The organism is Flavobacterium sp. AK-301 (genome assembly GCF_058310215.1).
On the sequence record NZ_JBZEES010000001.1, the window covers coordinates 511,962 to 533,770 of the forward strand.

Genomic DNA, 21,809 nt, shown 5'->3' on the forward strand with positions numbered 1-21,809 from the left:
ATAGCAATATTACAATATAGTTTTTATAAATAAAAATAATTTATAATTTATTTTCAAAAATATAATACTATAAGTGTGGAACAGAATTAAAAACTATTCTTTTCTTTCTTCAGTTCTTCTTTATAAAAAGCTAGGTTCTCTTTAATATCTTCGGGAAGTTCAGGATTTTTTATATCGGTGTATTTTGACAATTCATCATAGATCGTTTTTGCAACGATATATCGTGCTGTTTCTTTATTATCTGCCGGTACGATATACCAGGGAGCTTTGGAAGAGGATGTTTTATTAATGGTCTCTTCGTAATATTTCTGATAGGTATTCCACTGTTGTCGTTCTGTCAGATCTCCGGGAGAAAATTTCCAGTTATGCTTTTCTTCTTCTAATCGTCGAATCAGTCGTTGTCTCTGCTCCTCTTTACTTAAATGCAGAAAAAATTTTAATATAATAATCCCATTTTGGGTAATATGTTTTTCAAAATTATTAATCTCTTCATAACGCATTTCCCATAAGTTTTCAGGAATATCTTCTACAGTGGTAATTCCGGGAAGATTTTCTTTCAGTATATATTCCGGATGTACTCTCGTTACCAAAACATTTTCATAATGGGTTCGATTGAATACCGCAAACTTTCCCCGCTCAGGTAAAGCAATATAGTGCCGCCACAGATAATCATGTTCTAATTCTGATGAAGTAGGTGTTTTAAAACTATACACTACAACTCCTCTTGCATTGAATTCTTTAAAAACCTCCCGAATCAGACTGTCCTTTCCGGCGGTATCCATTCCTTGTAAACAAACCAAAACACTGTATTTGTTATGGGCATACATAACATCCTGAAGGGAACTTAACTTATCACAAACCTTATTTAAAGCTTTCTGCTTCTTTTTCTCAGAAGCTTCAATTTCGAGATTAGTGGCGATTTCTTGGAGTTTTATAGGATTTATTACTTTAAAATCTTCCGGGTTTATCGATTTCATATATAGATATTTATTGTTTTTTAATGGTTAGTGACAATTTTATATCTTTACTTCGTTAAAGATTGCATCTATAAATATAATATTTTTATAGGCATAAATAAAAAATTAATCAAGCTATTCGGATCATGAGTAAATTTTATCTAGATGTTATATTGCAGATTGTCGGAATCGGTTCTGCTTCGGGATTGTTCTACAAGGATCATTCTCTTTTTATTGTTTCAGACAGTAGCGCTTATTTGTATGAGTATAATATGGTAAATGAAACACTAAATAAAACACTGCTTATTGAAAACACCACCCACATGGTTCTTGAAAATATTCCAAAAAATATAAAATTCGATTTTGAGGCTATTACTCACTATAAAGACACTCTTTATATATTTGGCTCCGGTTCTACGGTAAAAAGAAATACAATGATTGAGCTGGACAGTAAAACTAATACGGTTCTTGCTACAACTGATCTGAGCTATTTGTATGAATCTATGCAGAGTTTTGGTGAAATAAAACCGGAAGACTTCAATATTGAAGGAGCTGTATATACGGGAGATATCTGGTTCTTGTTCAATCGTGGAAACGGAAAGTCCGGAAAAAATGCAATATTCACTATTCAGGGAGCAAATCTTACGGATGATTTTACTATTCTGTTCAATGAATATAAGCTTCCAAAAATAAAAGGGGTTCGCACAAGCTTTACGGATGCTGTCAAGGTAGATGATAAAATCTATTTTCTGGCGGCAGCAGAAAATTCAGATTCGACGTATAAGGACGGAGAGGTTCTGGGAAGTATAATTGGTCGTATTGATATAGAAAAAATGAAAATCGATTATACTAAAAAAATATCGGATACTCATAAATTCGAAGGACTAACGATATATAAAAAGGAAAATGGAACTATTGATTTTCTACTTTGTGAGGATGCTGATAATGAGGAGCTGAAATCAACTATATACAAACTGACTTTAAAAGAATAAATGGATTATTTCCATAATTCTAATTACTGAAAGAATCGAATATTATCAACTTTATGAATATAATCTCAAAAGAATACAGCAAAACTTATTTTTAGAAAAATCTAGGTGTCAGCATTCTGCTTTTGGAAGAGGAAATTAGTTCAAATCGTAGAAATATCTCGTGAGATCCTGAATTATATCTCCCTAAATTATGGGTGTCATAATCATACCCGTACCCAATATACAGCCCTTCTGTAATCTGAAATCCTGCTAATGCACTTACAGCGGCATCCCATCTGTAAGCTGCTCCAATCGTAAATTTTTCACTAAATAAAAAATTAGCGGATAAATCTACTGTTACCGGAGCGCCACTAACTACTCCGATAAGGGTTGCCGGTTTAAATTTAATATCATCATTCAGATCAAAAACATAGCCACCCATTGCATAAAAATGCATTTCTTTGGAAGCTACTGACTGTTTAACATCATCGTAGAATTTAGTTTCCAAAATATTGGGTACGGAAATCCCTGTATACCATTTATCAGAATGAAGATATACTCCTGCTCCGATATTAGGAGAAAATTTACTTAAAACTCCTTCCAGATTCGGATCCGGTTCGGCAAGATTAAGTTTGTTATAATCTACCCGCATAGCGTTTCCTCCTGCTCTTACTCCTAAAGATAGTGTTGTATTATAAGAGATCGGTAATGCGTACGCATAGCTGACATTAAATCTAGTTTCATCTGAGGGACCAATCTGATCATTTTCTACTGTAATACCTAACCCGTCTCCTCTGGAATTTATCGGAGTATGGGCAGAGAAAGAAGCTGTTTTTGGCGCACCATCCAGTCCTATCCACTGGGTTCTGTATAAACCCAATATACTAATCACTCCTCTTGTTCCTGTATAACCGGGATTAAGAGTCATTGTATTATGCATATACTGAGTATATTGTGCTTCTTGTTGTGCATATAATCCTGAAACATTTAAAATAACGAACAGTATTCCTAAATTCTTCTTTAGTATAAATCGGTTTATTCTTTTTAATTTGACACTGTAACAACCTCTAATGATTCTCATGAAATAATATTTAACTATATACTATATAATCTTAAAAAAAACAAAATAACCGAACAAAATTACGCAATAAATAATAAACAAACGGCAATAAAACAACAATTAAACTAATTATATAAATGAAATAAAAACCTATTATTAAAACATAATTTATTTTAAAAATGCGTCTTCCGTATGAATTAACTGATATCTATTCTACTTTTTGATTTCTTAGTAAAAACATTCCTGAATTATATAATTTATATTTAAAGTCTCCTGATTTTACTAAATAGTGCTATTTCAGCTTATTTCTTGTTCATTAATGTTAAAATTCACTCTCTTTATTAACGTCTTATTTAACAAATCAATCGTTTATTGTAATTTTATTGTCTCAAATTAAAAAAACCTATAACAATATGAATAAATTGATCCTGACACTATCATTTATTATCTGCTCTTATTTTTGTCATGCCTTTACTCTGGAAGTAAATAAATGGAATGATTTTGAAGGAAAACTTGGAAAATCAGATATTCAGCTTTCTATTTATCTCTTTGAAAATGGAGATATTAAAGGAAATTACTGTTATAAAAAATATGAGATAAAAATTCCTATTATAGGACAACTGAAAGGAAACAAGATAAAACTGACGGAGTTAATTAACTCTATAGAAAATGGTTATTTTACTGCTAAAATCTTTACTGATGATCGAGACAGAATTGAAGGGGAATGGACCAATTCTGACAGAACAAAAACACTGGAATTAAAACTGGCACTCTCTTCTATTTGTTACGGAACTTATGAAAACAGGTATTCAGAATTTGACGGTACTAATGATGAAGTAGAAAACTTCATGAGATCGGTTAAATCTTCTATTCTTACTAATGATAAAAAATGGATTGCCAATTATGTACATTATCCTGTAAATGTCACAATTAATAAAAAAACGATTATTATTAAAAACGAAAAACAACTTATTGAAAACTTTGATAAAATATTTTACACAAAATTTAAGGAAAAAATAAAAGCTGCTTGTGCTTGTAATTTATTCAATAATTATCAGGGAGCCATGCTGGGAAGTGGAGAAATCTGGATCAATACCAAAATGGATTCGATACAAGGAAAACAAAAATATTATATTACTACCATAAATAACTGACCTTAATGTATATTGCTACTCTTCGATTATAGATTAGCAATTTTCAGATATAAAATTCAAAATGGCTGAAATTTTGAACGTAAAACAAAATGATTATACTTTACGTTCTATCTCTCTTAGATTCTCAATTTTTTTATGGGCTAAGAAACCATTAATATCTTCAAAATGTTCTTTTACTCGTTTATTACCAAACTCAAAGACCTTAGTCGCCAACCCGTCTAAGAAATCTCTGTCATGAGATACGAGAATCAGTGTTCCGTCAAAATCTTTTAGGGCTTCTTTAATAATATCTTTTGTTTTCATATCTAGATGATTGGAAGGTTCATCGAGAATCAGCAGGTTTACTGGTTCCAGTAGTAATTTAATCATTGCCAGACGTGTTTTTTCTCCGCCTGAAAGCACTTTTACTTTCTTGGTCGTATCGTCTCCTCCAAACATAAAGGCGCCCAGAATATCTTTTATTTTTGTACGGATATCTCCTACTGCAATATGGTCGATTGTTTCAAATATGGTTTTATCTTCATCTAATAAAGCTGCTTGATTTTGTGCGAAATAACCGATCTGGGCATTATGTCCGATCTCCAGGCTTCCACCAAAATCAATTTCACTCATGATTGCTTTGATCATTGTCGATTTTCCTTCTCCATTCTTCCCGACAAAAGCTACTTTATCTCCTCTTTCAATCACAATATTAGCGTCTTTGAAAACTACATGATCTCCGTAGGATTTCGAAAGATCTTTTACTACAACGGGATACTGTCCGGAACGGGCTGCGGGAGGAAATTTTAATCGTAATGCTGATGAATCTACTTCGTCTACTTCTACTAATTCCAGTTTTTCAAGCATTTTTACTCTGGATTGTACTTGTAAGGTTTTTGAATAGGTTCCTTTGAAACGTTCAATGAACTGCATATTGTCTGCAATCATTTTCTGTTGTTCGTCATAGGCTTTCTGCTGGTGCATACGTCGGTCTTTTCGCAATTCCAGATAATGGGAATAGTTGGCTTTATAATCATAAATACGTCCCATAGTTACTTCTATTGTACGATTTGTGATAGTATCTACAAAAGCTCTATCATGCGAAATCACTACAACGGCTTTGGCATTATTGATAAGAAAATCTTCAAGCCACTGAATACTTTCAATATCCATATGGTTGGTCGGCTCATCTAAAAGAATCAGATCGGGCTTTTGTAAAAGAATCTTGGCCAGTTCTATACGCATTCTCCATCCTCCACTGAACTCTGATGTTGAACGTGTAAAATCTTCACGGACAAACCCCAAGCCTATTAATATTTTTTCTACTTCTGCTTCATAGTTCACTTCTTCAATGGAATAGTATTTTTCACTTAATTCTGAAACCCGTTCGATCAGTTTCATATACTCATCGCTTTCATAATCGGTACGAATGGTTAACTGTTCATTGATTTCATCGATTTCTGCTTTCATTTTGAAAATAACACCAAATGCTTTTGATGCTTCTTCAAAAACAGTACTGTTGTCTTCTGTTAATAAATGTTGTGGTAAGTAAGCTATTACAGCTTCTTTTGGGGCAGAAATACTTCCTGTTGACGGTTTACTGACTCCTGCTATAATTTTAAGTAAAGTGGATTTTCCTGCTCCGTTTTTACCCATTAAAGCGATCTTGTCTGTGTCATTTATTGAAAAGGATACGTCACTGAAAAGTGTTGTGCCTCCAAACTGTACTGAAATTGCATCTATCGAAATCATTGATTCTCTGTTTTTGAAGCGGCAAAGATAGAATAATTCGTCTATTTGGAAATTATTTTTATTACAGGATATTTGTAGTTATTAGTTCGTAGTTGATGATTGATAGTTTTTGTAAAAGGAGAAATCAATTCGGTCAGAGACCGATTCTTGCACCTGCAAAGACAGAGGCTTTGCAGAGCAGAGAACTTTAATATTTGATTATTTCGGTCAGAGACCGATTCATACAGCTGCAAAGTCAGAGACTTTGCAGAGCGGAATTCTATAAACTCATTCTGAATTCTTCGATTATCGGGTTTGCTTTTGCAAAATCAACTTCTTCTATAAATAATTCTGTTGCTGCTAACTTTCCGGAGCTTGCCTGATTATTGTTTTTTAATGTTGTTTTTACTCCTGCTGTTTCTATTTTAGTCTGTAAGGCTACGGCTAAATCTTCTTTTCCTGAAAATATTTTTATCAATCCCATTTAGTAGTGTTTTAATACTTTATTGTTCTGTTCTTTCGCTTTCATTTTCAATATCGGGTTCTTCTTCTATCTCAAACAGAAAGGGTTCTGTCATTATTTTTGCTGCTAAAATCTCGACTTTCTCTGTCAGAACATCTGAGAAGAAAACTCGTTGTGTTTTGGCAATACTATTAGAAAGACGGGCTATTTTAGTTTCAAATCGATTCTTTAAAATTAACTCTATGTCATCTATAATAAACATTCTCAGCTTGTTGACATTATATCCTGCTCCGGAAAACATACTATCCAGTTTATTAGGAGTTCCGATAAGCACATCAATACCTAAAGAAACATGGTTCTTATCATAATCTATATCTCCTTGATCGTGTACTCCGTATACTCTCAGATCGGTATAATTACCGAATTTATCAAACAATTGTTTCATTTCAACCATCTTATCTCTGTTCTGAACCATTATCAGGGCACGTGGTGATTCTTCAACGGCATGTCCGAGCTGCTGAATAACAGATAGTACTATAGTTGTGGTCTTTCCGCTTCCTTCGGGTGAAATGATTACACAGTCAGCACCGCTTTTTAATGCCCCAAAAGTTTCTTTCTGCAAAGCATTCGCTTTGTCTAATCCTTCTTCTTTTAAAGCTAATGAAAGCTTTTCATTTATCTTTTTTATAAACATAAAACTAATTCTGATTGGTCTTTTTTAATTATTGATTGCATTTATTTACTGGCAAAAAGTTTTACGTCTTTTTCGGTTACTTCTTTTCCTCCTAAAATAATAAGTCGTTCTACTACATTACGCAACTCTCTGACATTACCGGTCCAGTCATATTGTTTTAGTAGGGTTATCGCTTCTTCTGAAAAGTGCTTTGTCGCGATTCCTTGTTCTGAAGCAATCTTTTCTGCAAAATGGTTAATTAACAACGGAATGTCTTCTCTTCTTTCGTTCAGTGCGGGTACTTTGATCAGAATAACGGCTAATCGATGGTATAAATCTTCTCTGAACCGCCCTTCTTCTATCTCCTTTTTTAGGTCTTTATTGGTTGCTGCAACGACTCTTACGTCTACTTTGATGTCTTTGTCTCCACCTACTCTGGATATGGTGTTTTCTTGTAAAACTCTTAGTACTTTAGCTTGAGCGGAAAGACTCATATCGCCTATTTCATCGAGAAAGATCGTTCCTTTATTTGCGGTTTCAAACTTACCTGCCCGGTCTTTTACAGCGGATGTAAAGGCTCCTTTTACATGACCGAATAATTCACTTTCTATTAGTTCTGATGGAATTGCGGCACAATTCACTTCTACCAGCTGAGCGGATGAACGGTCACTTTTTTCATGTAACCAATGTGCTACCAGTTCTTTTCCGGTTCCATTGGGTCCTGTAATAAGAACTCTGGCTTCGGTAGGGGCCACTTTTTCTATGATCTCTTTTATATAGTTGATCGGTTCACTGGATCCAATCATCTCATAATTTTTACTGACTTTCTTTTTCAGTAATTTATTTTCTACGATTAGTTCTTTTCTGTCAAGAGCATTACGAACTGTATTCAATAATCTGTTTAAATCGGGTGGTTTTGAAATGTAATCAAATGCACCTAGACGCATTGTATTTACGGCTGTTTCCAAATCTCCATGACCTGATATCATTACCATAGTGGTTTCAGGTTTTAGTTTTTTGGCTGCTTCTAACACTTCGATACCGTCCATTTTCGGCATTTTAATATCACAGAGAATCAGATCGTAATCTTCATTTTTTATCTTTTCGAGACCGGCAAGACCGTCTTCGGCTTCTTCAACCTGATAACTGTCGTTTTCTTCTGAAAGTATCTTTGATAATACTCTTCGAATTGCTGCTTCGTCTTCTATAATTAATATTTTTGACATAGTCTTGTTTTTAGCCCTGATTGAACCGATATCCTCGTAATGGAATGGAGAGATAAAGGTGAAAGCAGGAAGTAGCTTCTAAATTTATTTTAATATTTTAACCATTTGAACAATTCTTTATAGGTTGGTTTTTTACCATACATCAGAATTCCTATCCTGTAAATTTTTGCTGCAAACCATACTACCAGAAAGAAAGTCGCAAACAGTAAGGTTATGGATAGTGCCAGCTGCCACCAGGGTACTCCGAAAGGAACACGCATCATCATAACGATAGGTGATGTTAATGGAAAAATAGAAAATATAGTTGCAATAGTTCCGTGCGGATTACTTATTACTGTGAAAAAACCAACATAGACTGCCAGCATTAAAGGTGTTATGATTGGCAATAGAAATTGTTGTGTGTCTGTTTCACTGTCTACAGCGGCTCCGATTGCTGCATAGAATGAACTGTATAAGAAATATCCTCCTATGAAGTAGACAAGGAAAGCAACGAGTATAGTGAGTATAGGTAAATTCCATAACTCGGCAATATAGGTCTGAACTGTGGTGGTAAACTGTTCTTGTGCGGTATTCATTAATTCGGGCTGCATGATGGTGGTCTGCCCGGGTTCCATACCGAAAAAAGTGGAAAGACCTGCCAGTAAAATGAATCCGATAATCGCCCAGATAGCAAACTGAAGTAACCCGGCTAATGAGGTGCCTATTATTTTACCCATCATTAACTGGAATGGTTTTACGGAGGAAATAATAATCTCAATAATACGATTGGTCTTCTCTTCTATAACGCTTCGCATTACCATATTACCATAAATGATAATGAACATCATAATCATATAACCGAAAAAAGCACCAATGCCTACTTTAATCTCATTGAGTCCTTTTACGCTTTCTTCTCCGGATATCTTCGCCAAATTAATGCTTACATGTGCTTTTGACTGGTCTACGAGTTCATAATCAACTCCTGCTTTTATCGAATTATCTCTTGTCAGTTTCTTTTCAAGAATATGTTCTAAGTTAGCAATAAAACTTAAGCTCGGACTATCGTTGGAAACATATTGAATCTTGCTTTCGAGTGTTTTTAAATCGGTTGTTTTCGGAATAAATAATACTCCGTCATAATGTCCGTTGGAAATGGAATCTTTTATGACGTTTAACGGGATTTGTGAAACATCGTGATATGCTATTTCTGCGGTATTTGTAAATTCTCCGTTAAATAGTCCTGAGGAATCATGAATTGCAATCTGTTTTATATTTCCATGATTGATATTAGCCAGATAACCTATTAAGGCAGCCATCCCCACGGCTAATACGGGGCTTAGAAAAGTCATTACAATAAATGATTTATTACGCACTTTTGCAATAAACTCCCTTTTTATAATTAAAGTTAAAATACTCATCTATTTTTTACTAACGGTTTGAATAAAAATGTCGTTTACACTCGGGATCTTTTCTACAAAATGAGTGATTTTTCCTTTATTTGCCAGATATTGTAACAGATCATTGGACGATGCCATTTCTTCTAACTGAATATCTAATTTCAGATCGTCATCTAACGATTTGAAATTTGCGGGTGTTACTTTGAAACGTTCTTTGAGATCATTTATCAGATTTTCTTTATTTTCTGTAATGATCCCTATTTCAAAACTATTAGTTCTATATTGTTTTTTAACATCGATTAGTTTGCCTTCAATCAGTTTATTTGATTTATGAATCAGTGCAATATTATCACATAATTCTTCGACACTCTCCATTCTGTGTGTAGAAAAGATAATGGTAGCTCCCTGCTCTCTTAAAAAAAGAATCTCATCTTTAATAATATTCGCATTTACAGGATCGAAACCACTAAACGGTTCGTCAAAGATTAATAATTTCGGTTTATGAAGTACGGTCACTACAAACTGTATCTTCTGTGCCATTCCTTTGGACAGTTCCTGAATTTTTTTATTCCACCAGTCGCCTATTTCTAATCTTTCAAACCAGTATTCAAGTTGTTTTTTTGCTTCTTCTTTTGACATCCCTTTCATCTGAGCAAGATATAAAGCCTGCTCTCCTACTTTCATTGTTTTATACAACCCTCGTTCTTCGGGCATATATCCTATATTCTGAACATGTTGGGGTTGCAATTTTTCACCATCAAGAATAATTGAGCCACTATCCGGCATAGTGATCTGATTGATGATACGGATTAGCGATGTTTTCCCTGCTCCGTTAGGACCTAATAATCCATATATACTTCCTTTGGGAACGGTAAATGAGACATTATTGAGAGCAACATAATCTCCATATTGTTTTATAACATTTTTAACTTCAAGTATAGTACTACTCATTCTTTTCAAAGATTTTTGTAAAAGTAAAAAATTATAAGTCTAAATATTGTTTTTAAAGAAAAAACCCATCCCTGATTTTACGCAAGGATGGGAAAAATTGCTATGAAAAAGAAAATTCGCTAGTGAACTAGCGAATTCCAAATATATAACTTTTTTTTCACAAATCTTATGAAAACATATCTTTTACTTTTTCGAAAAAAGATTTTTCTGATTTTTCAGGGTTTGGAATAAAGTTTTCATCTGTTAAAGCTTCTTCAAAAAACTGACGCTGCTCTTTTGACATCTTTTTAGGTGTCCATACATTAACATGTATTAACAAATCCCCACTTCCATAGCCGTTTATATTAGGTACTCCTTTTCCTTTTAGTCTTAATATCTTTCCGGATTGGATACCTTCTTCTAATTTAATTCTCACTTTACCATTTACGGCTTCAATATCTTTTGAGGTACCTAAAATCGCTTCTGCAAAACTGATATAGAGATCAAAATGAAGATTTTCTCCTTCTCTCTTTAAAAATTCGTGTTCTACTTCTTCGATAGCAACGATCAGATCACCAGGAATACTGTTACTTCCAGGGGCATCATTTCCTTTATTAGAAACTTTAAGCTGCATTTCGTCTGCTACCCCCGCAGGAATTTTAATCGAAACGGTGTCTTCTTCCATTATCATACCGTGTGCATCAGCATTGGATGGCTTAGAATTGATTACCTGTCCGGAACCTCCGCAAGAGCTACAGGTTGCGGCAGTCTGCATTCGACCTAAAATAGTATTGGTAACACGCATTACTTGTCCCTGACCATTACAGGTCGGACATGTTTTATAGGTTACTCCTTGTGCTTGTATTTTTCTTTTTACTTTTACCTTTTTCTCAACGCCGTTAACAATTTCTTCAAGTGTTAATTTCACTTTAATACGCAAATTGCTTCCTTTTGCACGTCTTTGACCACCACCGCCAAAACCGCCAAATCCACCGCCAAAGGCACTTCCAAAAATATCTCCGAACTGACTGAAGATATCATCCATATTCATACCACCGCCATTGAATCCGCCACCGCCATTGAAAGCAGCATGCCCGTACTGGTCATATCTGGCTTTTTTATCGGGATCACTTAAGATTTCATAAGCTTCTGCCGCAGCCTTAAAGTTTTCTTCTGCTTCGTGATCTCCGGGATTCTTATCCGGATGATATTTTATTGCTTTTTTTCTATAAGCTTTTTTTATCTCATCAGCAGATGCGCTTTTAGTGATCTTTAAAATTTCGTAATAATCTTTCTTCATCTTTATCTAAATTGTTCTTTTATTAAGAGAGGATAGCTTTGGAATATAATTATGAAAACTTCATATTCAGCTATTTCTTTAATCAATTATTGTCCCACAACTACTTTTGGAAATCTAATAATCTTATCTCCTAATTTATATCCTTTTTCAATCACATCAACAATTTTACCTTTTAGATCGGCTGTTGGAGCCGGAATCTGAGTAATCGCTTCTGCAAAATCTGCATTGAAAGCATCTCCTGCCACCAGTTCTACTGCTTCTAAACCTTTAGATGCTAATGTGGTATTCAGTTTATTATAAATTAATTCTACTCCTACAAGCAAAGTATCTTCTCCTGACTTAGTTATTTCAACCAGAGCTCTGTCAAAATCATCTAAAACAGGTAATAAAGACTGTAAAACATCTTGATTTGCTGTTTTAAACAAATCGATACGCTCTTTTGTAGTTCGTTTTTTATAGTTTTCAAACTCTGCAAACAATCTTAAAAATTTCTCTTTCTCTTTTGCGAGATCTTCTTTTAACTGATCTTCAACACTAATTTCAGTAGTATTGGTATCTTCTGTGTTAACAGTATTGTTCTCTATCGTTTCATCAACGGAATCCTTTTCTATATTATCTGAATTTGTATTGCTCATGTTTTTTAAATTTTCTTTAGACATCCTAACTTCATGCATAAAGTGCAAGCAAAATTACTGCCAAATCTATTAAAATGTCAAATTGTCATCTTTTAGTTTTAAGAAAAAATTAAGAACTTTATCCTTATTGTTTTGATATATTTGGCAAAATTAAACTTTTACATATCATGAAGAAAAACATTTTAAGCCTTTTTGTTTTAGGAGTATTAGCATTAACTACTGCTTGTAAAAATGATAAAGCGAACCAAGCTGAAACGACTGACGCTGTTGATGCTCAGGCTGCAACAGAACAAACTGTAAAATATAATGTAGATACTAAAGCATCTGTTATTGACTGGACAGGATCAAAACCAACCGGAAAACACACAGGGACTATTAGTCTTTCTAACGGTGAAATCGGTGTTGAGAATGGTAATGTTACATCTGGTAAATTTACAATCGATATGAATTCGATCGTGGTTACTGATATTTCTGACGAAGAAGGAAAAGCAGACCTTGAAGCGCACTTAAAGGGGACTGTTGAAGGAAAACAAGATCATTTCTTTGATGTAAAACAATATCCTGAAGGAACTTTTGAAATCACAAAAGTAACTACGACTGAAGGTGTTACTACTGTTGAAGGAAACTTAACTCTAAAAGGAGAAACAAGAAACATTAAATTCCCTGCTACAATTGCTGCTGATGATACTACTGTTTCTATTGTAAGTGAAACTTTCACTATCAACAGAACTTTATGGAAAATCAATTTCGGATCAAAATCAGTATTTGATAATTTGGGTGATAAATTTGTTGATGACGATATTGCATTAAAAATTAATGTTAAAGCTACTAAATAGTTATTAATTCATCTTACGCAACTATTCTGAAAAAGCTCCAATAAATTGTTGGAGCTTTTTTTATTGTAATAAATCCTGAAGTACTTTCTCTAATAATTTGTATCTGAACTGAAATCCAATATCTGAAATCTTTCCGGCACTGACGTTCTGGCTCTCAAATAATAGAATATGCATTTCTCCTACTATCAGTTTCAATAAACACTTAGGATAATGTGGTATAAAAAGTGGTCGTTGTAAAACAGTTGCAATAGAAGTAATCAATTCTGTATTATTGACAGGGTTAGGTGCCACAGCATTATATACTCCTTCTAACTCCTGTTCTGCTACAAAAAAGTACATGGCTGCCAAATCGTGAATATGGATCCAGGACTGTATTTGTTTTCCTGTTCCGTAATGAGCTCCCAGTCCCATTTTTACAGGTTTTACCATTGCAGGCAACGCACCTCCTTTATTGGAAAGAACTAGTCCGGTTCTTAATTTACAAACCTTTATATTTAATAATTTAAACTTATCTACTGATTCTTCCCATTTTAGAACTACATTACTTAAAAAGGAATCTTCAAAATCAATATATTCTTCTGTATATACTTCTGTTAAACTATCGGGATAAATTCCGATAGCTGATGCTGAAACAATTTGTTTTACCTGATTTGGATTACTTTTAAGTGCTTTATATAGTAGATTTGAAGACATTATTCTACTTTCAATTATTTCCTCTTTATAAGATCTGGTCCAACGTTTAGAGATAGCCGCTCCCGCCAGATGTATTACAGCATCGACTCCCATCAGGCAGTTCTCGTCTATAATTCCCTGTCCGGGATTCCAATAGAATCCTTTGTAATGCGATTCATCTTCTATTTTTTTTCTGGAAGTGGTCAGATAATGTATACTGACTCCGTTTTGAAGTAATAACGTAACTAATTCATTCCCTACTAATCCCGTCGCGCCTGTTATTAATATCTTCATTTATTTTTATTTCAAATTTACGGCTTGAAACACAAGTATAAAAGATATTTAAGTAAGGTTTAACGAAGTTTTTAATATTAAAATGAGTTTAAAAAACATAATTTTTATTTTTTTAAGATAATTCCTTAATTTATTTAACTCTTACACTCCATTCGAAATCCATTTCAGAAACCTGTATTCCTTTTTCATCTGTTCCTATTGATTTCATCCAAAAGGTCTGTCCTTCTCCAGTGGCAATTGTTCTTTCGATAGCTTCTGCTATTAAATGACCGTCTTTGCATACAAAAGAAATTCTTCCTGTTGCTTTTTTTGTAAAACCTGCCTTATTATGGGCTACCAGCATCGAAATCTTTCTTTTACTTTTATTGATCTGATACATTACAAGAGCTCCGGTAGACAATTCTGCCGCCATTGCCTGCACGGCAAAATACATTGAATTGAAAGGATTCTGATTAATCCATCTGTGTTTTACTGAAACGGAACAATTATTCTCGTTTATTTCTTTAACGCGTACACCGCAGAAATAAGCGGAAGGCAATTTAAAGAATAAAAATTTATTCAGTTTTGAAGAAGTAAATTCCATTATTGATGATTTATTTTTTATCGAATATACTAAATAATTGAAATATATCGAAATATTTTCATTTGTTAAATTTAAGTTAAATTACAGTACCATGCGTTACACACTACCTGCTTTTAGATATATATTTGTATAAGAAAACACAACCAACTTTATATCATGGAAACCTCTACTACTAAAAACGTTGCAACTTTGATCCACTTGAGTACTCTGACACAATATTTTATTCCTTTTGGAAATTATATTTTCCCGGTCTTATTATGGGGCTTAAATAAAAAAGAAAACTTGTTCATTGATCGTAATGGAAAACAGGTTATTAACTTTCAGTTAAGTTTACTGCTTTACACTATACTATTGATATTACTTTCTGTTTTTATCGTAATTTTCATTGCTTCTAATTCTATAGATTTTCAGACTATTATTAATAATGGTCATTTTGTTCCGGATACTTTGAATATTGCAAATCTCAGTGGTCTTGTGGTTCTTATCATTATAGGAATTTTAATATTTATATTTATGAAGTTGTTCGAATTTTTATTAACAATATATGCTGCAATAAAAACCTATAATAATGAAGATTTCAGATACCCTTTTACTATACATTTTATAAAATAATTAATCATCATCAATCATCAATCAAAAAATGAACAGTTATTTAATCGCAAAAAAGAATCCTTATGAACATTGAAAACACAAAAGCCCAAATGCGAAAAGGTATTCTGGAGTTCTGTATCCTTTCTGTTTTAAAAGAAAAAGATGCTTATACTTCTGAAATACTGGAGACTTTAAAAAACGCAAAACTGCTTGTTGTTGAAGGTACGGTTTATCCTTTACTGACAAGATTAAAAAACGACGGACTGCTCAACTATCGTTGGGAAGAATCAACTTCGGGACCACCCAGAAAATATTACGGAATTACGGAAGATGGTCAGCTATTTTTAAATGAATTAAACACCACATGGACAGAATTGTCTGATGCTGTAAACATTATAACCCGCCAAAAACTATAACCATGAACAAGACAATAAATATCAACTTAGGAGGTATGTTTTTTCATATTGATGAAGATGCCTATCAAAAATTAACTCATTATTTTGAAGCGATAAAACGCTATTTATCTGATTCAGACGGACAGGAAGAAATAATGAGCGATATTGAAACGAGAATTTCTGAGCTTCTCTCTGAAAAACTGAAAAGTGATAAACAGGTTGTAAACAACAGGGATATTGATGAAATAATTGAGGTTATGGGACAGCCGGAAGATTACAGACTGGATGATGATACTTCTTCTGCTTCTTCTGCACAGGAATCTTTTAGCGGTACTGCTAAAAAGATCTCTAAAAAACTATACAGAGACCGGGATACGGGAATGCTAGGTGGTGTTGCTTCGGGTTTTGGACATTATTTAGGGATTGATCCTCTCTGGTTAAGAATTCTGTTAGTTATTCTGGTTTTTGCCGGTTTCGGTTCGGGAATTGTGGCTTATTTTATTTTATGGATCATTATGCCTGCGGCTATGACGACGACTGAAAAACTGGAAATGACCGGGGAACCTGTTACTATTTCAAATATCGAAAAAAAAGTAAAGGAGAGTTTTGATAATGTTTCGGGTAAAATAAAAAATACGGATTATGATAAACTTGGAAATTCTGCCAAAACAGGAATCGAAAAAATAGTATCTGCTTTACTGGAAGTGATTATATCGACACTTAAGATATTTTCTAAAATTATCGGGGTAATTATTATTATTGTTGCTATTTCTATTCTGATTGGTTTACTGGTAAGTATATTTACTTTAGGTTCTACGAGTTTTATTCATGTGCCGTGGATGGAGTATCTTAATTCAATAAATTATACTGAGATTCCGATATGGACAATAGGGCTGTTATGCTTCTTTGCGATTGGTATTCCATTCTTCTTCCTTTTTATCTTAGGTTTAAAATTAGTGGCAAATAATACTAAATCAATCGGAAACGCTGCTAAATATACTTTATTAGCAATATGGCTAATTTCTGTTGCGTTGCTGATTGTTTATGGAGTGAAACAGGCTACAGAAATTGCTTTTGACGGTAAAGTGGTTAAAAAAGAGATTATTTCACTACAGGAAAAAGATACTTTATTTGTTAAGGTAATACACAATAATTATTATACTAAAAGTCTGCGAAACAGAACTGATTTTGAATTTGTTCGGGATTCACTGAATACGAATCTGATCTATTCTAATGAGATTGAGATCCATTTTTTACCTACGGATGAGAAATATGCTTTTGTACAAATAGAGAAAATCGCTCAAGGTAAATCGTTTGAGGAAGCGAAACAAAGAGCTGAGAAAATTCAGTATGGTTATAAAATTGAAAAAAACAAACTGGTGTTTGATAACTATTTATTAACAGAAATCGCTAATAAATACAGAAATCAGAAAGTAAAAGTCTTTATTTATCTACCTAAAGGAACTATTATTTATCCGGATCAGAGTATTCAAAATTATCACAGATCGTACTATTCTGATGCTAATTTCTACATTGAATATGGAAGGGAAAACAATTATTATAAGGTGGAAAATAGTGAATTGAAATGTTTAACCTGCACGGAAGAAACTTCTGAGGATACAGAAAATATTGAGGAACAGGACAGTACTACAACTCATTTAACCATTGATAGAAAAGGGGTTCTGATTCAGAAAAACCAAAAAGGTAAAAAAGCGGTAAAAAAAGTTGAGATCAATAAAAACGGGGTAATAATTAAAACGGAGTAATCATGATAAAAGCAATTGTTTTTTTGACAAAATTAATAGTCACAATTATTTCTGTACTGTTATTTACAGGATGTAATTTTTTCTGTAATGAAAAAACTTTTAAAGGAAGTGGAATTATAACTACGGAAAATAGAAATGTTGGTACTGATTTTACCTCTGTTAAGATCAGTAGAGGGATTGAAGCAACTATAGAGCAATCTGACACTCATAAAGTAACGGTTCAGGCAGACGACAATATGCAACAGCATATTATTACAACTGTTAAAAATAAAGTATTAGAGGTATCCTTAAATAGGAATATGAAAGGGAAAAGCACTAAAAAGGTATATATAAAATTACCTGAGCTAGAAAGTGTTACGTCTACGAGTGGTGCAACTGTAAACGGTAAAAATAATATAAAAGCGGAGGAACTGTATCTGGATTCCAGCAGTGGAAGTCAAATCAATATTTCGGTTCAAACGAATACTCTTTATTGTGAAGCTAGTAGTGGAAGTCAGATCGACGTAAATGGAAAAACTGATAATCTGCAGACCAAGTCATCGAGTGCGGGTGTTATAAATGCTAAAAACCTGACCGCTTCTCAGGTTACTTCAAAGGCTTCCAGTGGAAGTTCTACGGATATTAATCCGATTGCTTTTTTAGAAGCAAAAGCATCAAGTGGTGCTTCTATAAGATACTATAACGACCCTAAATCAATTAATAAACGTTCCGGCTCTGGCGGAAGTGTTTCTAAAAGATAATTTTGAGACAAGAGGAAAGATGTAAAGTATTCAGTTTCTAGTAGTCAGTCGCAGTACTCAATATTCAAAACCCACCCTACCCTGTGGGCACCCCTCCGGAGGAGGGGAATCATATCTTGTTTTAAAATAGGATTAAAAAAGGATTACTGATGAAAACACCTGTTTATGCAGGTGTTTTTTCTATATTTGTAAAATAATCCTATTTATAAATAATTACGTGTGATAGCAGTATTTATTGAATAACAATTCTTTAAATCGGTTGGTTACATATACCTGATAAATTTAAGTATGAAAAAAATATTGGCTTTGTCCTTCGTCTTGTTGTTTGCTTCTTATGGATTTGGACAAAAGAAAGAAAAAATTAGAGGATCGAAAGTGGTTACTACTGAAAGCAGAGTAACTGGTGATTTTCAGAATGTTGAGGTGGAAGATAATCTTGAAGTGTTTCTTGTTAAAGCGGAAAACCTCAGTATTGATGTGGAAGCGGATGATAATTTACATGAATTTATCCGATCTGAAGTAAACGGGACAACTTTACGTCTGTATACGACAAAAGATATTAGTTCTGCAAAGCAATTGAGTGTTACTATAAAATATAATGATGCTCTGAAAGTGGTTAATGTCAGGCATTCGGCTACTGTAAATGCAATAGAAGATTTGAAACTGACTGATATCACAGTCAAAAACAGTGATTTTTCTAAATCGTATCTGAATGTGATCTCTTCTAACTTTACACTTATCGCAACGGATAAATCTAAAATAGAATTAAATCTGAAATCAGATAAGGGAACTATTGAACTAAGTAGAAACACACAGCTGAAAGCACTGATCTCTTCTCCGATTCTGAATATTGATATGTATCAGAGAGCGATTGCTAATGTTGAGGGAGATAGTAATGAATTTAAATTACGACTGGACAACAACGCTAATTTTACGGGAAAAAATATGACTGCTAATACTATATCTTTAATCACTGAGGGATCTTCAATTTCCAATATATCGGGTGTGAACACGATAGAAATGGAAGCTTCGGGGAAATCACAGACTCAGATCTTCGGAACGGCTAAAATAAGCCTGAAAGTTTTTGCAGATACTGCCACACTTTATAAGAAAGAGAAATAATCTTTATTTAGAGAAAAGAAGAAAGAGACAAGAATCAAGAGGATTTGAAAATTAGGTAATTTGAAGATTTGAAAATGAAATAAAATTACTTATTAAAACAAAAAGAAACAGGCTGTTGAAAAATTTCAACAGCCTATTTCTTTTTATAAATCTGACAACTATCTTCTATTCTAAGGTTGCTAAATAGCGTTCTGCATCTAATGCTGCCATACAACCTGTACCTGCTGCTGTAATCGCCTGACGGTATTCTTTGTCCTGTACGTCTCCGGCAGCAAAAACTCCGGGAACGTTGGTTTTAGTCGATTTTCCTTCTGTAATCAGGTATCCGGTTTCATCCATGGTTAACTGACCTGCAAAAATATCGGTGTTCGGTTTGTGACCGATTGCTATAAATAATCCGGTTACTGCAATAGTGGATTTTTCTCCGGTAACATTATTTACCATTTTTAAACCTTCTACTACGTTATCTCCTATTACTTCTTCTACTTCTGTATTGTAAAGTACGGTCAGATTAGGCGTATTCTCTACTCTGTGCTGCATTGCTTTTGAAGCTCTCATCACATCTTTTCGTACTAACATGGTTACGTTTTTACAGATATTTGCTAAATAGGTTGCTTCTTCTGCTGCTGTGTCTCCTGCTCCAACAATGGCAACGTCCTGACCTTTGTAAAAGAAACCGTCACAAACGGCACAAGCAGATACTCCACCACCACGTAACTTTTGTTCGCTTGGTAATCCTAAATATTTTGCTGTTGCTCCTGTAGAAATAATGATGGTTCTCGCCTCAACAACTTTTGTACCATCAATGGTTACTTTATGCCATCCTCCTGCTGTTTTACTAAATTCTACTGCTGTAGCCATCCCGATTCTAACTTCTGTACCGAAACGTTCTGCCTGCTCTTGTAGCTGCGTCATCATGGTTGGTCCATCGATTCCCTCCGGATAACCTGGGAAATTATCAACTTCTGTTGTGGTTGTCAATTGTCCTCCGGGCTCCATTCCTGTATATAAAATCGGTTTCATATCTGCTCTGGCAGCATAAATGGCTGCTGTATAACCAGCTGGTCCGGAACCGATAATCAAACATTTAATTTTTTCAATTGTATCAGACATAATTCAATAATTGTTTTGTTTTGAAAAACAAAAGTAAGTTTTAATTCAAAAAAAACAGTCAAAAACGGATTGGAATTGACTATCTTATAATAAAATTAACTTATTGAAAAAAAGAATTGCACAGAATAAAAAATACTATTATATTTGCACTCACTTTTACGGGGTGTAGCGTAGCCCGGTCATCGCGCCTGGTTTGGGACCAGGAGGTCGCAGGTTCGAATCCTGCCACCCCGACAACACTTAACTAAGTAAGATCGAAAACCTGCAAATTCTATAGATTTGCGGGTTTTTTTGTTTTATTTCATAATATCCTAATAAATATCAATCTAAATGTGAGTAAAAAGCAAGATATAACACTTCATAAAGATGAACTAAATGCAATCGGAATTGAGATTAAGCCAATAAAGGATTTGGATAAATTCACGAAAATAGTTCATAGAGATGATCATTATATGTTTGTTATTCAGCAAAAAGGAGTATTAGTATGGGAATTAGATTTTAACTGTATAACTTCAAAAGGTGCATCCCTTGGTTTTGTTACTCCCGGACAGGTTCATAAATACATTCATCAAAAAAATAGCGAAGGTTGGTTTCTTTTTGTGGAAACCGATTTAATTACTCTACAATATCGGGAAATCTTTGATGCTTTGTTGCATAACGACCAGATTGTTTCTGTTCAAAAGGAAAATGACATTTTCATTATAACAGCTATTTTAGTGAAAACACTGAATAACAATAAGCAGCCTCTACAAAGGAGCTTATTGAAATCTTTGACAAATACTATTATTGGCATGGTCACGACTCATATTCTAATTACTCAGGAGAAATTCAGAGGAGAAATTGGTAGCTCCAAATATACATTGGTTACAAAATTCAAACAGTTGGTAAAAGAAAGATATAAGGAAATCAAGCAGGTCAAAGATTATTCGGATTTACTTCATATTACACCACTTTATCTTAATGAGGTTGTGAAAAAAACAACTGGTTTTGCTGCAAGCTACTGGATTCATCAGGAAATTGTTCTGGAAGCAAAGAGACTTCTATATTATACTGATTTAAACATTATGGAAATTGCATATGAATTAGGTTACTCGGATTATGCTTATTTTTCGAGATTCTTTAAAAAAAATACAGGTATTAATGCTTCTGCTTTTAGAATTAAAAACCATGATTTATCCAATTATACCCATTAAATATCTGCTCCTAAAACCAATGTAGCTTTTTAATTTTGCATCATAAATTT

Annotated in this window: 22 protein-coding genes and 1 tRNA gene; 10 read left to right on the forward strand and 13 right to left on the reverse strand. The window is 33.7% G+C overall.

The genetic code is table 11. From position 1 onward, the window contains the following. Window positions 1–86 precede the first annotated feature (86 nt). Window positions 87–977, reverse strand: coding sequence for a PPK2 family polyphosphate kinase (locus AC4FQX_RS02325; RefSeq protein WP_491166051.1), 891 nt, complete (start codon window positions 975–977; stop codon window positions 87–89). A gap of 125 nt (window positions 978–1,102) precedes the next feature. On the opposite strand from AC4FQX_RS02325, the gene AC4FQX_RS02330 reads away from it, so the two are divergent. Next, the gene (locus AC4FQX_RS02330) at window positions 1,103–1,948 is read left to right on the forward strand and encodes a DUF6929 family protein (protein ID WP_491166052.1); all 846 of its coding nucleotides are present in this window, start codon (window positions 1,103–1,105) and stop codon (window positions 1,946–1,948) included. A 91-nt stretch (window positions 1,949–2,039) separates the two neighbouring features. Here AC4FQX_RS02330 and AC4FQX_RS02335 read toward each other — a convergent pair whose 3' ends face one another. Then, window positions 2,040–3,008 carry a PorP/SprF family type IX secretion system membrane protein gene (locus AC4FQX_RS02335; protein WP_491166053.1) on the reverse strand — a complete coding sequence of 323 codons (969 nt, stop codon included), beginning with the start codon at window positions 3,006–3,008 and terminating at the stop codon, window positions 2,040–2,042. Window positions 3,009–3,400: 392 nt separating this feature from the next. On the opposite strand from AC4FQX_RS02335, the gene AC4FQX_RS02340 reads away from it, so the two are divergent. Then, complete coding sequence (locus AC4FQX_RS02340; protein WP_491166054.1) at window positions 3,401–4,141, forward strand: hypothetical protein; 741 nt, start codon at window positions 3,401–3,403, stop codon at window positions 4,139–4,141. Between the two features lie 93 nt (window positions 4,142–4,234). Here the strand turns inward: AC4FQX_RS02340 and AC4FQX_RS02345 are convergent, their stop codons facing one another. The 8 genes from AC4FQX_RS02345 to AC4FQX_RS02380 all read right to left on the reverse strand — a co-directional run bounded on the left by AC4FQX_RS02345 (window position 4,235) and on the right by AC4FQX_RS02380 (window position 12,478). After that, a complete protein-coding gene (locus AC4FQX_RS02345) occupies window positions 4,235–5,872 on the reverse strand; it encodes an ABC-F family ATP-binding cassette domain-containing protein (protein ID WP_491166055.1) in 1,638 nt (545 codons plus the stop codon). Window positions 5,873–6,131: 259 nt separating this feature from the next. Beyond that, the gene (locus AC4FQX_RS02350; protein WP_491166056.1) at window positions 6,132–6,335 is read right to left on the reverse strand and encodes a DUF2007 domain-containing protein; all 204 of its coding nucleotides are present in this window, start codon (window positions 6,333–6,335) and stop codon (window positions 6,132–6,134) included. A 19-nt stretch (window positions 6,336–6,354) separates the two neighbouring features. After that, window positions 6,355–7,008 (reverse strand): DEAD/DEAH box helicase, encoded by a 654-nt coding sequence (locus AC4FQX_RS02355; protein WP_491166057.1) that lies wholly within the window; start codon window positions 7,006–7,008, stop codon window positions 6,355–6,357. A 41-nt stretch (window positions 7,009–7,049) separates the two neighbouring features. Continuing rightward, window positions 7,050–8,213, reverse strand: a complete 1,164-nt coding sequence (locus tag AC4FQX_RS02360; RefSeq protein ID WP_491166058.1) for a sigma-54-dependent transcriptional regulator — start codon at window positions 8,211–8,213, stop codon at window positions 7,050–7,052. A gap of 89 nt (window positions 8,214–8,302) precedes the next feature. Next, complete coding sequence (locus AC4FQX_RS02365) at window positions 8,303–9,610, reverse strand: ABC transporter permease (RefSeq protein ID WP_491166059.1); 1,308 nt, start codon at window positions 9,608–9,610, stop codon at window positions 8,303–8,305. Further along, window positions 9,611–10,540 carry an ABC transporter ATP-binding protein gene (locus AC4FQX_RS02370; RefSeq protein WP_491166060.1) on the reverse strand — a complete coding sequence of 310 codons (930 nt, stop codon included), beginning with the start codon at window positions 10,538–10,540 and terminating at the stop codon, window positions 9,611–9,613. A 166-nt stretch (window positions 10,541–10,706) separates the two neighbouring features. Beyond that, window positions 10,707–11,819, reverse strand: a complete 1,113-nt coding sequence (gene dnaJ, locus AC4FQX_RS02375) for a molecular chaperone DnaJ (protein WP_491166061.1) — start codon at window positions 11,817–11,819, stop codon at window positions 10,707–10,709. 86 nt (window positions 11,820–11,905) lie between these two features. Continuing rightward, window positions 11,906–12,478 carry a nucleotide exchange factor GrpE gene (locus AC4FQX_RS02380; RefSeq protein WP_491166062.1) on the reverse strand — a complete coding sequence of 191 codons (573 nt, stop codon included), beginning with the start codon at window positions 12,476–12,478 and terminating at the stop codon, window positions 11,906–11,908. Between the two features lie 143 nt (window positions 12,479–12,621). Between AC4FQX_RS02380 and AC4FQX_RS02385 the strand changes: the two genes are divergently transcribed. Then, window positions 12,622–13,290, forward strand: a complete 669-nt coding sequence (locus tag AC4FQX_RS02385; RefSeq protein WP_491166063.1) for a YceI family protein — start codon at window positions 12,622–12,624, stop codon at window positions 13,288–13,290. A 60-nt stretch (window positions 13,291–13,350) separates the two neighbouring features. Here the strand turns inward: AC4FQX_RS02385 and AC4FQX_RS02390 are convergent, their stop codons facing one another. Continuing rightward, window positions 13,351–14,256: a TIGR01777 family oxidoreductase gene (locus AC4FQX_RS02390; RefSeq protein WP_491166064.1), complete on the reverse strand. Its 906-nt coding sequence runs from the start codon at window positions 14,254–14,256 to the stop codon at window positions 13,351–13,353. A gap of 130 nt (window positions 14,257–14,386) precedes the next feature. Further along, window positions 14,387–14,839: a DUF4442 domain-containing protein gene (locus tag AC4FQX_RS02395; RefSeq protein ID WP_491166065.1), complete on the reverse strand. Its 453-nt coding sequence runs from the start codon at window positions 14,837–14,839 to the stop codon at window positions 14,387–14,389. Window positions 14,840–14,995: 156 nt separating this feature from the next. On the opposite strand from AC4FQX_RS02395, the gene AC4FQX_RS02400 reads away from it, so the two are divergent. From AC4FQX_RS02400 to AC4FQX_RS02420, 5 genes are all read left to right on the forward strand, one after another. After that, a complete protein-coding gene (locus tag AC4FQX_RS02400; protein ID WP_491166066.1) occupies window positions 14,996–15,451 on the forward strand; it encodes a DUF4870 domain-containing protein in 456 nt (151 codons plus the stop codon). Window positions 15,452–15,513: 62 nt separating this feature from the next. Continuing rightward, window positions 15,514–15,846, forward strand: a complete 333-nt coding sequence (locus AC4FQX_RS02405; protein WP_491166067.1) for a PadR family transcriptional regulator — start codon at window positions 15,514–15,516, stop codon at window positions 15,844–15,846. 2 nt (window positions 15,847–15,848) lie between these two features. After that, window positions 15,849–17,591, forward strand: a complete 1,743-nt coding sequence (locus tag AC4FQX_RS02410) for a PspC domain-containing protein (RefSeq protein WP_491166068.1) — start codon at window positions 15,849–15,851, stop codon at window positions 17,589–17,591. Window positions 17,592–17,593: 2 nt separating this feature from the next. Continuing rightward, window positions 17,594–18,331, forward strand: a complete 738-nt coding sequence (locus AC4FQX_RS02415) for a head GIN domain-containing protein (RefSeq protein WP_491166069.1) — start codon at window positions 17,594–17,596, stop codon at window positions 18,329–18,331. Window positions 18,332–18,619: 288 nt separating this feature from the next. Continuing rightward, window positions 18,620–19,453 carry a GIN domain-containing protein gene (locus AC4FQX_RS02420; RefSeq protein WP_491166070.1) on the forward strand — a complete coding sequence of 278 codons (834 nt, stop codon included), beginning with the start codon at window positions 18,620–18,622 and terminating at the stop codon, window positions 19,451–19,453. A 165-nt stretch (window positions 19,454–19,618) separates the two neighbouring features. Here the strand turns inward: AC4FQX_RS02420 and trxB are convergent, their stop codons facing one another. Then, the gene (trxB, locus tag AC4FQX_RS02425; protein WP_491166071.1) at window positions 19,619–20,566 is read right to left on the reverse strand and encodes a thioredoxin-disulfide reductase; all 948 of its coding nucleotides are present in this window, start codon (window positions 20,564–20,566) and stop codon (window positions 19,619–19,621) included. A gap of 159 nt (window positions 20,567–20,725) precedes the next feature. Here trxB and AC4FQX_RS02430 point away from each other — a divergent pair. Next, a tRNA-Pro gene (locus tag AC4FQX_RS02430) sits at window positions 20,726–20,800 on the forward strand. A gap of 98 nt (window positions 20,801–20,898) precedes the next feature. Then, window positions 20,899–21,759 (forward strand): helix-turn-helix domain-containing protein, encoded by an 861-nt coding sequence (locus AC4FQX_RS02435; protein WP_491166072.1) that lies wholly within the window; start codon window positions 20,899–20,901, stop codon window positions 21,757–21,759. Window positions 21,760–21,809: the final 50 nt, after the last annotated feature.